Origin of the sequence: Glaciecola siphonariae, from assembly GCF_042652645.1 — a bacterium.
GTDB lineage: Bacteria > Pseudomonadota > Gammaproteobacteria > Enterobacterales > Alteromonadaceae > Glaciecola > Glaciecola siphonariae.
The window spans coordinates 127,507-141,863 of the sequence record NZ_JBHSGU010000002.1; the positions used below are offsets into that span (position 1 = coordinate 127,507).

Here is a 14,357-nt window from a genome sequence, read left to right on the forward strand (position 1 = left end):
TATGAGTTTTGGCTTTGTGCATAGCGCCCTCAAAGAGCGAGAAGCGTTGTCGTTGCTGCGACAAAGAAAGGTAGTGAGCGCACGACGCGATGGTATGCTTGAGGTGGACGGAAAAGCCTGTCTTAACTTCGCCAGTAACGACTATCTTGGCCTGAGCCAACATCCCGATGTGCTGCAAAGTTACGTAGAGGGCTTGGCACAATACGGCAGCAGCAGTACAGCATCTGCTGTGTTAAGCGGCTATATGCGTCCGCACCAGATATTAGAAGAAACACTCGCATCGCTTTTAAATAAAGACGCGGTTTTGCTAATGAACAGTGGCTTCTCTGCAAATCAGGCCCTGTGTCACGGTTTATTCGGCCCAGACAATAAATCAGACTGCAATATTTTAAGCGATAAGCTCATGCATGCCTCATTTGTTGAGTCGGCTCGTCAATCAAGTGCGCACTACGTGCGCTTTAAGCACAATGATATTGCACACTTTTCATTGTGTTTAAAAAAGTGCACGGGCAACACTTTGGTTGCCACCGAGGGCGTATTTTCTATGGATGGCGATATTGGGAATATTGCTCAGATACAGCAAGCCTTAGCCAAGTCCAATCGCACAGCAAACTGTTCAGACAAAAACTCACACAATGCTGAATCCAAGACTTCAGAAAATGCAGCCAGCACTCAGCTTATGGTTGATGACGCGCACGGTTTTGGGGTAATAGGAGACACCGGCTTAGGTGTATCGTCAATAGCAGGTATCGATTCGGACAAAATCGACATATTAATGGCAACATTCGGAAAGGCCTTAGGCACATCCGGTGGCTTCATCGCAGGGTCAAAGAATCTCATTGAGTATTTGGTGAATTTTGCGAAACACTATGTTTACAGCACTGCCATGCCCCCCGCGCAAGCGGTTGCGACGCTCAAAAGCATTGAAATTATGCAGCATGGGCAAGAGCGTGCCGCACTCGCTCGCAACATCGATACCTTTAAACAGTTCGCTAACAGCCGGGGACTGAGCTTAATGCCATCGGATAGTGCGATTCAGCCTATTGTGATTGGTGATTCAGCCACCTGTGTACAGAGCGCTAGCGCCTTAATGAATTTAGGGATTTTTGTAGGGGCAATTCGAACACCTACCGTTGCAAAAGGCAGTGAGCGCCTTCGCATTACTCTAAGTGCACTGCATAGCGACAAAGACATTCAAGCATTGGTAGATGCGCTGTGCATCGTGAGGGAAAAGTTTTCATGGGGGCAATAATAAACAAAGGCCCCACTAAAGCCGATATTGCCATGCGTTTTTCGCGTGCAGCATTAGATTACGACGCCCATGCCGAAATACAGCACAAAATAGTAAGCGAACTTATTAACTGGGCAGGGGCAGACGCACAAAACCTCGGCACTGTTGTAGATATAGGCTCAGGCACGGGCGCACTTGCGAGACGGCTAGCGCTGCCGCAGCGGATACAGCAAACGCAGCAAAAAGCACATACATCGCTATGGTGCAACCTCGATATATCCATGGGCATGTTAAGGGGTGCACGCAAGAGCGCAGTTTACGGCGAACAAGTTTACATTCGCGCCGATGCCGAACAATTACCACTTGCTGACGGCTCGATAGATACCGTGGTGTCGAGCATGGCTTTGCAGTGGTGTCAGTCTCCTCACATCGCGCTTAATGAAATATATCGGGTACTGTCTGATAAGGGCAGGGCATATATTGCCCTCATGATTTCACCGTCATTCTCGCAGCTACACCGAGCTTGGTCTGATGTGGGCCTTCCCTCTAGGGTGAACACGTTTAGCGATGCAACAACTTGGTTAAATGCTGCTGGTCGGCATTCATGGCATATTGCCTATCAACAAAAAACCTTTTACAGCGCGCATGATGGGCTGGTTTCGATGCTCAAATCAATTAAAGGCGTGGGCGCAAATACTCAGTTGGCGTCTAAACCCGTAAACGCCTTACTGTCGAAAGGCGAAATTAAAGCGGTAGAAAGCGCCATGAGGCGAGGCCTACAAAGCGCCAATCCTGCGCAAGCTTATAATTTAGATTATGAAGTATTGTTTTTGTCTCTAGACAAGACAATGCGCTTATGAGGCGGAGTTGACGCAGCAAAGTGAGCTCGAGACATAAGTCGCCCTAAGAACTAAATAAGAACTAAGTAAGAACCTCAAATAATAGGCAAAAAGTTATGAAAAGCGTATTTATAAGCGGTACGGATACCGACGTTGGAAAAACCTTTGTTAGCCGTTTATTACTGCAAAAATTGAATAAACGCGGGAAACGCACCATAGGGTTTAAGCCAATATCGGCGGGATGTATTGAGACGGCTGACGGCCTGAGAAACGACGACGCCTTAATTTTGCAGTCAGCCAGTTTAATAGATGCAGAGTATCAACACGTTAATCCTATTGCCTTCAAACCTGCTATCGCTCCCCATATAGCAGCCGAAGAAATCAATCAGCCCCTCAGTTTAGGTGACTTACAGTCTCATTATGAACAGATAAAGCAGTATAATGCCGACCTTACGCTCATTGAGGGCGCGGGTGGTTGGCGTCTCCCAATTAATAATCGGGGCCAGTTTCTGTCTGACTTTGTCATTCAAAATCAAATACCGGTAATACTTGTGGTAGGCATGAGACTCGGCTGTTTAAATCATGCTTTGCTAACGCATCAGGCGATTGAGAATGATCAGTTAGATTGCGTTGGCTGGATTGCAAACCAGTTGAGTTGCGATATGCCGTACTATGAAGAAAATTTAGCCGCATTAAATAAGCTTTTGCCAGCGCCGATGCTGGCGGAGGTAAAGTTCAATTCAAAGCCCGAAAACACCGAATCTAGCATGTTAAGCACCGACGCTTTTGATATCGCTTTTGACGGTAGCTTTAGCTGAATTGATTGCACAAACCCAGCGCACAAAAACAAACAAAGCTGATGCATCATGAGGGCTTATCGCATATAATTTAGGCAAATCAACACTACTAGGATGTAATGTGGAAAGTCAGAAAAAGCCCTCAATTTTATTTGTATGTCTGGGTAATATTTGTAGGTCTCCCACCGCAGAGGGTGTATTTAGGGAAAAGGCGTTTAAAAGCGGTATGGACCTTGAAATTGATTCTGCAGGCACATCTGGATACAAAGACGGTGTTGCCCCCGACCAACGTTCACAAAAAGTAGCGGCTAGCCGTGGCTACGACTTGTCAAAGCTAAAATGCCGCAAGGTCTGTGAAGAAGATTTTGAACGCTTCGACTACATTGTCGCTATGGACAAAGACAATGTAAATAACTTAAAGCGTAAGTGCCCAGAAGAGCTACAGCACAAAATCAGCCTCTTTTTAAGTCACTGCGACAGTGAGTTTGATGAGGTCCCCGACCCGTATTATTCTGGCCTAAAAGGCTTTGAGTTGGTACTTGACTTGATAGAAGAAGCGTCCGAAGGCTTGCTGTTAAAGTTGGTTCGCTGACTTGATAGCCGATGCTCTCAAGCTAGTGCCCGCGTCACTCACAAAGCATTCTGGTAATAACCGCATGGTGCTGGCATATGTGCTGGCTTTAATTAGCTTGTGTGCGGTTTTCTTAATTCCTCCTGATTTTGCGTTTTCTGAGCTTGAAGCTCACATACTTCTGCAACTAAAGCTGCCTGTCTTGTTAACCGCCGTTATGGTTGGCTTAGCCATTGGGGCCGCGTCGGCTTGCTTACAAGTATTGCTGAATAATCCTCTAGCCGACCCAGGAATTATTGGTATTAGTAGCGGCGCCTCTTTAATGGCGGCGGCTTTTATTCTGCTAGCAGGAACACCCTTTGGTTTAGCCATTGGCTTAGATAGCCTCACTGCATATTCGATAAACGTTTTACCGCTTTTATGCTTTGTTGGCGCGTTTGGCTCAAGTCTGCTGATTTTTATCCTTGCCAGAGCGATGGGGGGAGCGGTAAGCGCTGTGATATTAGCCGGTATCGCTATTTCAACGGCGTGCAGTGCAGTGATTGCATGGATGTTCTTGGTCGCGCCGCCAAGCCAGCTGCAAAGCCTGACCTTTTGGTTGATGGGAAGTTTTAATAACACGACGTGGGGCAGTTTATCGATTGCTATTCCCGTGGTAACTATATGTTTATGTGGCGTGATGTTAAACGCCAGGCGCTTAAACTTGTTATATTTGGGCGAGCAAAATGCAGCGCTAGCCGGTTTAGATACCCGTCGGTTTCAAACATGGTCGCTTGTGGCTGTTGCACTATTGGTTGGAGTGAGTGTGTCTTTGGCCGGCTCTATTGCTTTTTTGGGCTTACTTGTTCCGCACTTTGTGCGTCGCGTTCACGGTAACAATAATGCCTTAGTACTGCCGCTGTCGGCAATACTAGGCGCCTGTGTCATGGTGCTTTGCGCGCTAGTAAATACGCATTTAACCACCATGACTTTGCCAATTTCGATGTTAACGGCAAGTATCGGCGCACCGCTTTTCATCTATGTGATGATTAAAGGCGCGCCAAAATTTCAGTCCTAGGCTTGTAGCGCTTTCTTAATGGGTAAAAGCAAGCGTGGCCTGCACGGCTTTTTCCCATTTATCAATTAAGCCTTGTCGAATGGTCTTATCTAGCTGCGGAGAAAACTGCTTCTCAACGTGCTTGTGCGAGGCTATGTCGTCTAAGCTCTCATACAGACCAAACTGAAGTCCCGCAAGATACGCAGCGCCAAGGGCAGTAGACTCCATTATGGTGGGGCGCTGCACCTGCACATCGAGAATGTCAGCCAAAAATTGACATAACCAATCGTTGCCAACCATGCCGCCGTCTACCCACACACTGTTAGATGGCATACCGTCTGCGTGCATTGCGGTGAGCAAATCATACGTTTGATAACACACCGCCTCTAAACCCGCTCGAGCAAAATGGGCGGAAGTTGTGTTTCGGGTCATGCCAAAGAGGCTGGCTCGCGCGTTCGGGTCCCAGTGCGGCGCGCCTAGGCCGGCAAACCCTGGAACCATAAATACACCATGATCGTAAGACAGTGACTCGGCAAGGCTCTGTGTTTGTTTGGCATGCTCAATGACCCGTATTCCGTCGCGCAACCATTGAATATTCGCCCCTGCCGTAAAAATAGCGCCCTCGAGGGCATATGTTGCTTTGCCGTTTAGCTGATACCCAATGGTAGTGAGCAGTTTGTGTTCAGAGCTTACCGGCACATCACCGGTATTAAGCAATGCAAAGCAACCCGTGCCATAGGTAGATTTAAGCTCGCCTGCTTTAAAGCATCCTTGACCAAACAACGCGGCTTGCTGGTCACCAGCAATGCCGGTAATCGGAATGGCTTCACCAAGTAAAGCCGGGTCGCTGTGCCCAAAGTTATCCGCGCAATTTTTGACCTCAGGGAGCATGGCTGCCGGCACGTTAAATAATGCTAGTAATTCGTTATCCCATTGCTGGCTATGAATATTGTATAAATTGGTGCGCGAGGCATTTGTGGCATCGGTAACATGCGATTTTCCATTGCTTAATCGCCACACTAAAAAGCTATCGACGGTGCCAAATGCCAGTTCACCTTTTTCGGCTCTGGCTCGGGCGCCGGGCACTTCGTCTAATATCCAACTGACTTTGGTGGCTGAAAAGTAAGGGGCGAGCAGTAGCCCGGTTTTGCTCCTTACCATGTCGAGTTTGTCAGATAACTCCTCGCAAACAGAAGCCGTGCGGCGGTCTTGCCACACAATGGCATTGTAAATGGGTTCGCCGGTGAGCTTATCCCACACTAATGTGGTTTCTCGTTGATTGGTTATGCCTATGCAAACTACATTTACGCCCTGCTTTTTTGCCGCTGCGATTGCCTGTTGACTAACATCTAGCGCGGTCGACCAAATTTCTTCTGGATCGTGTTCAACCCAGCCGTTATTTGGATAATGCTGCGTAAACTCCTGTTGAGCACTGGAAACGGTAGTTCCGTCTTTCAAAAACACAATTGCGCGACTGGAGGTCGTTCCTTGATCTATCGACAAAATGCCGACATCGTTAGTTTGCATATTTTTTTATCTTATCTGTTGATGGTGATTAAATAATGACATAGTTTGTTAGTATTGTTAACTTCGTGGCGCGTTAAGTGTTTTCCCCTCAATAAGCGGCTGATAAGGACAAGAGCGTTGCTGGCTTTACACAATATTTCATTGTTTAAACGGTTATCTGGCGTGTCGCTGCGCGTCGAGCGTGGTCAATGGTGGACCTTGCTTGGACCAAACGGTGCTGGCAAAAGCACTTTGTTGAGTCTAGCCGCGGGCTTGATGCCCTGCGAGCAAGGCTTTATAGAACTCGATGGTTTACCTTTGCAAGAAATAGGGCTGGCGAACCTTGCCAACCGTCGATGTTTAGTGACGCAATCATACAGCGTTGGCTTTCACGTTAGCGTACAAGAAATGCTGAGTTTTTATAGTCCCCATCCACACGTCCCCGAATTAGTAGAGCAACATTTGCAGATTAAGGCATTGTTATTACAAAGCTTTGATACTTTATCAGGCGGCGAAAGACAGCGCGTGCATTTGGCGCGGAACCTGATGCAGATATGGACAAGCATTGAACAAGGCGATGCGCTGTTATTGCTTGACGAACCGCTGCAGCAAATGGATGTGAAATATCAAGTGCATGCGTTAACACTGCTTTTTCACATACAACAAATGGGAAATGCGCTGCTAATGAGCCATCATGATATTAATCAGGCGTATCAATTTAGCTCGCACGCCGGTTTACTTAAAAATACTCAAATGATAGCGCAGGGAGCGGCGCGCGAAACAATTACTCTTGCGCGTATTTCTGCATTATATGACCAAGCTTTTCACGCGATTGAAGATACCGTCCTTTCTAGCCTTTACTTTACGCCCAAAGCTTAGGCTTTCATTAGAAAAATCTCACTAGTTTTACTCAATGCTCGGCCTCAAATGTGATAATATTTCCACTGTTATAAGTTGTTATTGCAAATCATCTGCAAGTGGCTACGTAGGCAGCACCTTAGTGTGTCTGAGTAGTCTTTAAACAATTTATGAGCGATAATTTTTACAATACAATTTATGAAGTATTTTGAAAGACATTTTTTAAAAACTTCTTAAAAATAAGGAAACCCCGTGAGTCAGTGGACTATAGACAGTTGGCGCAATAAACCGATATTACAACAACCCACCTACAACGATATGCAGGCGCTTGGCGATGTTGAAAAAACATTGGCAAAGTATCCGCCTCTGGTGTTTGCGGAAGAAACGCGTCAGCTTTATAAGCAGCTTGGTCAGGTATGTGAGGGTAAGGGTTTTTTGCTTCAAGGTGGTGATTGCGCTGAATCTTTTGACGAATTTAACGCGCCTAAAATCCGCGATACTTTTAAGGTTATTTTGCAAATGGCGGTTGTGCTGACGTTTGCAGGTAGGTGCCCAGTAACTAAAGTAGCCCGTATGGCGGGTCAATATGCAAAGCCTCGCTCCGGCGACTTTGAAACGATTAATGGCGTAAGCTTACCCTCATATCGTGGTGATATTATCAACAGCTTTGAATTTACCGAAGCCGCGCGCGAGCCAGACCCGACTCGCATGCTCGACGCCTACCATCGCAGTGCCGCCACCCTGAATTTGTTACGTGCTTTTGCTCAAGGTGGCTTGGCAGATTTACATCAAGTTAATCGCTGGAATATGGCATTTTTGGAAAATAATCCACTCAAAGACCGCTATCAGGATTTGGCGACGCGTATAGAAGATACACTAGGTTTTATGGATGTGATTGGCCTTAATAGCGCAAATACAGCGGCTTTACACGAAACCTCTTTATATACCTCCCACGAGGCCTTATTGCTCAACTACGAGCAGGCACTCACGCGAATAGATACCTTAACCGATAAGCCCTACAACTGTTCGGCGCATATGCTGTGGATAGGTGAGCGCACCCGTCAGCTTGACCACGCACACGTAGAGTTTTTCAGCGGCATTAATAACCCTATTGGTGTAAAAGTAGGGCCGAGCATGGGGGAAGACGAGCTCATCTCTTTAATTGATGCCCTTAACCCTAAAAATGAAGCGGGTCGTTTAACGCTCATTACGCGCATGGGAGCCGATAACCTAGCCGATAACTTGCCGCGTCTGCTACGCCGAGTAAAACAAGAGGGTCGCAAAGTGGTATGGAGTTCTGACCCCATGCACGGTAATACGTTTAAAGCCTCAAGTGGTTATAAAACGAGAAACTTTGACGCAATTTTAAAAGAAATTAAGCAGTTTTTTGATGTGCACGCAGCAGAAGGTACTCACGCTGGCGGGATCCACTTAGAAATGACGGGCCAGCATGTAACAGAGTGCACAGGCGGTGCGTATGAGATAAGTGATGATGACTTAGCACAGGCATATAAAACGCAGTGCGATCCTCGTCTTAACGCTGACCAAGTCCTTGAAATGGCATTTTTGGTAGCAGACCATTTAAAGCAAGCTAAAAGCTAAAAATAAATTGACACCAATTAGTTGAAATAACAAAGGATAGGCATTTACGTGCTTATCCTTTTTTCGTCCTTTGTGTCTTATGGTGCATCAACACGGCTAGTCACCTTGATTTGTACTAAGGGCAGGCTCCTGCTTTTTTTGCTGGGCTTGCCATAGCTTTGCGTAGTGTCCATTCATGCTTAGCAGCACATCATGGCTTCCAGATTCAACTATTTCACCTTGATCCATAACGAGTATTTGGTCTGCATCTATAATGGTAGACAGGCGATGGGCAATCATTAAGCTGGTGTGACCTTGCGCTAGGTCTTTCAGTGCACTTAATATGCTTTGTTCGCTGCTTGAATCAAGCGAGGAGGTTGCTTCATCAAACACCATAATCGGAGGACGTTTTAAAATGGCGCGAGCTATCGCAACACGCTGCTTTTCTCCACCAGATAGCTTTAAGCCACGTTCACCAACTTGCGTTTGCGTGCCATCGGGAAGCTTTGCAATAAACCCGTCTAAATGGGCAAGCTTAATGGCCTCGGCAATATCGTCGTCATTAGCGTCAGGACGGCCATAGCGAATGTTTTCATACAGGGTATCGTTAAACAGCACGGTGTCTTGCGGCACAATACCAATGGCGCTGCGCAAAGAGTCTTGGCTTACTTTTGCAATATCTTGGCCGTCAATCATGATACTGCCCGCATTGAGCTCATAAAATCGAAAGAGGAGTTTAACAAGCGTAGATTTGCCTGAGCCGCTTTCTCCCACCACTGCAATTTTGCTGCCGGGAGCCACTTTAAAGCTAACTGATTTTAAAATTTGGCGCTTAGAATGATAGGAAAACGACACTTCATTAAATTCTACTTCGCCGCGTTTCACGCGCAAGCTTTCGCTGTTTGGAGCATCTTGAATTTGCGGCTTTCGCTCGAGTAGCAAAAACAGATTTTCGATATTAGTGAGAGAGCCACGAATCTCGCGATAAACAAAGCCCAAAAAGTTTAGCGGCATAAAAATTTGCATGGTAAAGGCATTCACCAAAACAAAATCGCCAATTGTCATGTTGCCATTGGCTACTTCAATCGCCGCCAATGCTAGCATCGACGTCATCGCGCAAGCAATAATAAACGCTTGACCACCGTTGAGTGCAAAAAGCGACAGGCGATTTTTGCGCCTTGCGTCTTCCCATGCAGCCAAACCTACGTCATAGCGCTGGGCTTCAAACTTTTCGTTATTAAAATACTTTACGGTTTCAAAATTCAATAAGCTGTCAATGGCGCGAGTATTCGACTGATTGTCGGCTTGATTAAGCGCTTTGACGTATTTAGTGCGCCAATCGGTCGCGCGCATCGAAAACACCACATAAACCACTACTGAGGCTAATATGACGGTGGCGAAGGTGAATCCGTAGTTATAAAACAAAATGCCAACCACCATGGCAATTTCAAGCAGCGTTGGGCCAATATTGAACACCATAAAGCGCATTAAAAAGCTGATGCCGCTGGTGCCCCGCTCCATATCCCGAGACAGCCCTCCGGTTTGTCGCGACAAATGAAAATCCAAATCGAGGCGATGAAGATGATTGAACACCGTGAGACCGAGGCGACGCATCGCACGTTCGGTAACTCGACCAAATAAAGTATCGCGAATTTCGCCAAACAGTACATTCGCCAAACGTAGCGCACCGTAAGCAATAATAAGTGCGATAATCACGCCCATTATTTGTTCTTTGGCAGTGTCTAAATTGAGATTATCTACAATATGTTTGAGAATAAATGGCAGTGTGACGCTGGCAAGTTTTGCGGCAATCAGGCAGCTTAGTGCAAGCCAAACCCGGCCCTTAAATTCTGCAAGATAGGGCCATAGATTACCCAACACGCGCCAATTGAACTTTGCATCTTCATTGACGGGAAACTTAGGTGATCGCATAAATTAAAAAGGATTGACTGTGTAGCCCTGCTGCTGGAGCAAGGCGTGGGCAGTCATGGCCGAGAGTTCAATGCGCACTCCGTCAACCAGTTGATTTTGTTGTATTTCATAGGCATTTGCAGTTTGTCCACATAGCACTACGCTAACTTGGTTTTTCATAAGCACGTTGAGCAATTCAATATTCGCATTATTGGTGCTATTTACGCGCTGATAACTCTCGTTTTTTAGCAAATCTAGGGCTGCTCTGCCGTGCACAACAAGGGCAAGCTCTATATTTTCTTTTGCTACGCCTGCCGCTACATGCATGTTGATAAAGCGCGCTAGGCTATCAAACCGCTTATTGATTTCACCGGCTTTTGCAGCCGCGGCAACGTCAAAGGCAACTTTAAATTTACTGCTTTCATCCACGTGTGGCTTAGCAACAGGTGCGTGTTTGCCATACTTTTGAATAAGCGGGCCGTCATCAAAGTTAGACATCTGCCGTGCTTGTGACGTAAAGCTTATCAGTGCGCATGCAAAAATGGCAAAGCAATAGCGTTTCATTAAAAATCCTACAAGGGTTTTACTTTGATGTTTCTAAACCATACTGGATCGCTATGATCTTGCAAGCCAATAAACCCACTATTGGGCACTTTCGCCCAATTAGCATTTAAACCAGGAAACTTGCTGTCTTTAATCATGGCCTCCCATTGTGGTGTATCCATTTCGTACTCGACCACCACCGCACCGTTTTGTATGTGCTTGACCTTGCGGTCTTGCACATGAATTTCAACCTGATTCCACTGTCCTACAGGCGCTGCATTTTGTGGGTTTGCGGGCACTAAATCGTAAAGAGAACCGGCTTGGCGATTGCCATTTTTGCCTTTGTTGGCATCAGGGTGTCCATTATTATCGAGTATTTGCATCTCCGGCGCTGTTTTCCAGATATAGTCATACTGCGCGCTATCACTCGATTCTTGGCCTAAGTAGAAAATGCCAGAGTTGCCATTTTCTGAGATTTTCCACTCCAGTTTAAGAATAAAATCACTAAATTGTTGGTCGTAAATAATGTCGGCGCGGTTTGCTTTTTGCTCCTCGCTCATGTTGCTCTCGCCAATCATGTGCAAGGTGCCATCTTCAACAACCCAAATAGACGGTACACTGTCTTGGTTAAATCCTCTCCAACCTTCTAAGTTAAGGCCATCAAACAACAACACAAATCCGTCGGCAGCCTCTTGTGGGCTAAGCATATTTTGCGCGTTAGCGTCGATAGTATCGGCTGAGGGTGCATGAACAGCGGTATCTGGTTGAGCACTTTGGACGGTATTGTCAACTTTACTAGAACTCTCTTGAGCGGGTTGCCCACAGCCGAATAGCAAAATGCTTGCAGCGACGCTAGCGCCCAGTAAGACCGACGTTGTACGAGAAGGTTGTGTCATAAAGCCTCTTTGTAGTTAAACATACTCTTGCTCGAGCATTATTTTGCTAAAGCATTTTTAGTTGAGAAATAAATGGACGTTTGTTGCAACACCCGCGGCAACAAACGTTTTAGCCAAAAAATTTGCACAAAAGTGAGGCGTCTAAATTGACCATGCCCGGGTATTTTCGCCCACTTTTACGTTTGCATCAAAACCACCAGGGATCGGTAGGTAAGCCAGAACCGTTTCGCCAACAAGTTCCGATTGGAAATAGCCCTCTAGGGTAAGCGCTCTTACGTTGAACAAAAATGAATAGAGTGTGAATTCATCTGCTTTTCCACTAGGCGCTGAACCCGATTCAATCATATTTAATATTGCTTCGGTTTGTTCTGGCGAATGCTCATATAGACTAACAACAAAATCATGTTGCTCTTGGTTGCTTGCAACATTAAAGGCCTTACCCGCTTGCGCCAAAAACTTTGCCTGTACAAGTGCTAAGCCCGCTAAAAACTTAGTCTTTTCATCTTCACTCATCAACCGGTCGTAAAGCACATCAATAAAAGGTACTACGGGCACATCTTCTGCACCTGGCAGCTCGTCTGACTTCGGTATGATCACGCGAGCCATTCCGCGCAGCGTTTTGACTTGTTCAGCGTTTAAAAATACTGGCGTGAACTGTTCACCGGTAACCTGAGAATGGGCCAAATTCAGCACCGACAAGACGCTGGCCGACGAGAGTACAAGGCCTGAACCAAGTACAAGAGACTTTAGAGCTTGTCTGCGGGTCATACTCATAGTTTGTTCTCCTTAAATGCTTTTGCAGCATAGTTCGCTGCTCGCGCAGTGAAAGCCATGTAGGTCAACGAAGGGTTTTGACAAGCTGCAGAGGTCATAAATGCACCGTCTGTTACAAACACATTGGGTACAGCGTGTACTTGATTATACTTGTTTAGCACCGACGTTTTTTCATCTCGGCCCATACGCGCGGTGCCCATTTCGTGAATACCTAGGCCTATGCCGTAGGGATTTTCAAACACTTGAACGTTTTTATAACCGGCGCGCTCCAAAATATATTTTGACTGCTGGCGCATATCTTCTCGCATGGCAATCTCATTTTCTTTGAGTTCTGCTGAGAAGGTAATGGTGGGAATTCCCCACTTGTCACGTTTATCAAAATCAAGTCGCATATGATTATCGTGATGCGGCAAAATTTCACCAAAAGCCATCATGCCAATGCGCCATGGTCCGGGTGCTATCAATTCTTTTTTGAGAGGTTCACCAATACTTAGCTCGCGTATCCCGCGTGTCCAGTTTTCTCGACTAGCGCTGCCTTGAAATCCATAGCCACGAATGAATTTGTCAGATGCACTTTTTTCATCCATGTTCCTAAACCGAGGGATATAAAATCCCGACGGACGTCGACCTCGATAATAAGTGTTGTCAAAGCCCTCTATTTCTGCGCTTGCACCTATACCCAAATGGTGGTCCATAATATTGTGACCAAGCTCACCTGAGTCATTGCCCATGCCGTTTGGAAAACGTGCTGAACGAGAATTTAGCAATATTGAGGTAGAGGCCATGGCTGAGGCACAGCAAAATATAATGCGTGCACTAATGGTGAGCTTCTCTTTGGTTTGAGCGTCAATAATATTTACGCCCGTTGCGCGGCCGGTTTTTTCGTCGTATTCAATTGACTCAACAATTGAATCGTTGCGTATGGTGAGATTTCCCGTTTTTACTGCCGCAGGCAAGGTAGACGATAAGGAGCTGAAATAAGCGCCAAATGGACAGCCCCGTGAGCAACGGTTTCGGTACTGACATTTGTATCGTCCTTCGAAAGGAGTGTCGTCGGTAATATGCGCAGTGCGGCCATTTGTCAGCAAATAGCTGCTGTTCCAGCTCGCCATTTTTGCCTGCAAATCTTTCTCAACGACGTTTAGTTCGACAGGTGATAGAAACTCCCCGTCTGGCAACTGTTCGAGCCCTAGGTTTTGACCCGATACCCCAATAAATTTTTCGACCTTGTCATACCAAGGTTTTATGTCGGCATAGCGAACAGGCCAATCAACGCCAACACCGTCTTTTTTGTTTGCTTCAAAGTCTAAATCACCCATGCGATAACTTTGTCTGCCCCAAGTAATGGAGCGTCCGCCGGTATGGTATCCGCGCATCCAATCAAAGCGCTTTTCTTCGTTGTAGGGGTGTTCGTTGTCGTTAACAAACCAATGCGCCATATCAGGACGAGTAGTGTAGCCGGTGCGCGCCTGTTTAAATTGGTTTTCTTGCGTTTCTGGGCGCGGTCTGCCCTTTAAATCATAATCCCACGTGTCGTCATTCATGGTGACATAGTCTTTAATGTGTTCAACCTTTCGGCCGCGTTCTAACATCAGAGTTTTTAGACCGTTCTCAGTAAGCTCTTTGGCAGCCCAACCGCCCGATATGCCGCTACCAATTACTATTGCATCATATTTCATGTGCTGTATCCGTTTGTTATGTAACTATCTCTTAAGTATAAGATAGCGCCTGCGCCCTAAATTGCGAAGGCTAAATGTCATCTAAAGTTCACTAACCATTTACACTTTATATACAATTGACCGCCTAAGTTAAAA

At 46.2% G+C, this 14,357-nt stretch carries 13 protein-coding genes; 7 read left to right on the forward strand and 6 right to left on the reverse strand.

What is annotated here, in order from left to right:
• Position 1 precedes the first annotated feature (1 nt).
• From ACFO4O_RS01995 to ACFO4O_RS02015, 5 genes are all read left to right on the forward strand, one after another.
• A complete protein-coding gene (locus ACFO4O_RS01995; protein WP_382405622.1) occupies positions 2 to 1,252 on the forward strand; it encodes an aminotransferase class I/II-fold pyridoxal phosphate-dependent enzyme in 1,251 nt (416 codons plus the stop codon).
• The gene (locus ACFO4O_RS02000) at positions 1,240 to 2,091 is read left to right on the forward strand and encodes a methyltransferase domain-containing protein (RefSeq protein ID WP_382405623.1); all 852 of its coding nucleotides are present in this window, start codon (positions 1,240 to 1,242) and stop codon (positions 2,089 to 2,091) included. Before ACFO4O_RS01995 ends, ACFO4O_RS02000 begins: the two co-directional genes overlap by 13 nt.
• 95 nt (positions 2,092 to 2,186) lie before the next feature.
• Positions 2,187 to 2,888 (forward strand): dethiobiotin synthase, encoded by a 702-nt coding sequence (gene bioD, locus ACFO4O_RS02005; RefSeq protein WP_382405624.1) that lies wholly within the window; start codon positions 2,187 to 2,189, stop codon positions 2,886 to 2,888.
• Positions 2,889 to 2,988: 100 nt separating this feature from the next.
• Positions 2,989 to 3,459 carry a low molecular weight protein-tyrosine-phosphatase gene (locus ACFO4O_RS02010; protein ID WP_382405625.1) on the forward strand — a complete coding sequence of 157 codons (471 nt, stop codon included), beginning with the start codon at positions 2,989 to 2,991 and terminating at the stop codon, positions 3,457 to 3,459.
• Position 3,460: 1 nt separating this feature from the next.
• The gene (locus ACFO4O_RS02015) at positions 3,461 to 4,495 is read left to right on the forward strand and encodes a FecCD family ABC transporter permease (protein WP_382405626.1); all 1,035 of its coding nucleotides are present in this window, start codon (positions 3,461 to 3,463) and stop codon (positions 4,493 to 4,495) included.
• Positions 4,496 to 4,510: 15 nt separating this feature from the next.
• On the opposite strand, the gene glpK is transcribed toward ACFO4O_RS02015, so the two are convergent.
• On the reverse strand, positions 4,511 to 6,001 hold the full coding sequence (gene glpK, locus ACFO4O_RS02020; protein ID WP_382405628.1) for a glycerol kinase GlpK: 1,491 nt from the start codon (positions 5,999 to 6,001) through the stop codon (positions 4,511 to 4,513).
• A gap of 117 nt (positions 6,002 to 6,118) precedes the next feature.
• On the opposite strand from glpK, the gene ACFO4O_RS02025 reads away from it, so the two are divergent.
• Both ACFO4O_RS02025 and ACFO4O_RS02030 read left to right on the forward strand, forming a co-directional pair.
• Positions 6,119 to 6,859 (forward strand): ABC transporter ATP-binding protein, encoded by a 741-nt coding sequence (locus ACFO4O_RS02025; RefSeq protein WP_382405629.1) that lies wholly within the window; start codon positions 6,119 to 6,121, stop codon positions 6,857 to 6,859.
• A 231-nt stretch (positions 6,860 to 7,090) separates the two neighbouring features.
• On the forward strand, positions 7,091 to 8,440 hold the full coding sequence (locus ACFO4O_RS02030; RefSeq protein ID WP_382405630.1) for a class II 3-deoxy-7-phosphoheptulonate synthase: 1,350 nt from the start codon (positions 7,091 to 7,093) through the stop codon (positions 8,438 to 8,440).
• 96 nt (positions 8,441 to 8,536) lie between these two features.
• On the opposite strand, the gene ACFO4O_RS02035 is transcribed toward ACFO4O_RS02030, so the two are convergent.
• The 5 genes from ACFO4O_RS02035 to ACFO4O_RS02055 all read right to left on the reverse strand — a co-directional run bounded on the left by ACFO4O_RS02035 (position 8,537) and on the right by ACFO4O_RS02055 (position 14,222).
• Positions 8,537 to 10,351, reverse strand: coding sequence for an ABCB family ABC transporter ATP-binding protein/permease (locus ACFO4O_RS02035; RefSeq protein ID WP_382405631.1), 1,815 nt, complete (start codon positions 10,349 to 10,351; stop codon positions 8,537 to 8,539).
• A 3-nt stretch (positions 10,352 to 10,354) separates the two neighbouring features.
• Entirely contained in the window at positions 10,355 to 10,894 is a 540-nt protein-coding gene (locus ACFO4O_RS02040) for a DsrE family protein (RefSeq protein ID WP_382405632.1), read from the reverse strand.
• An 8-nt stretch (positions 10,895 to 10,902) separates the two neighbouring features.
• Positions 10,903 to 11,769 (reverse strand): 3-keto-disaccharide hydrolase, encoded by an 867-nt coding sequence (locus ACFO4O_RS02045; RefSeq protein ID WP_382405633.1) that lies wholly within the window; start codon positions 11,767 to 11,769, stop codon positions 10,903 to 10,905.
• 141 nt (positions 11,770 to 11,910) lie between these two features.
• Entirely contained in the window at positions 11,911 to 12,543 is a 633-nt protein-coding gene (locus ACFO4O_RS02050; protein ID WP_382405634.1) for a gluconate 2-dehydrogenase subunit 3 family protein, read from the reverse strand.
• Positions 12,540 to 14,222, reverse strand: coding sequence for a GMC oxidoreductase (locus ACFO4O_RS02055; RefSeq protein WP_382405635.1), 1,683 nt, complete (start codon positions 14,220 to 14,222; stop codon positions 12,540 to 12,542). Before ACFO4O_RS02055 ends, ACFO4O_RS02050 begins: the two co-directional genes overlap by 4 nt.
• Positions 14,223 to 14,357 lie beyond the last annotated feature (135 nt).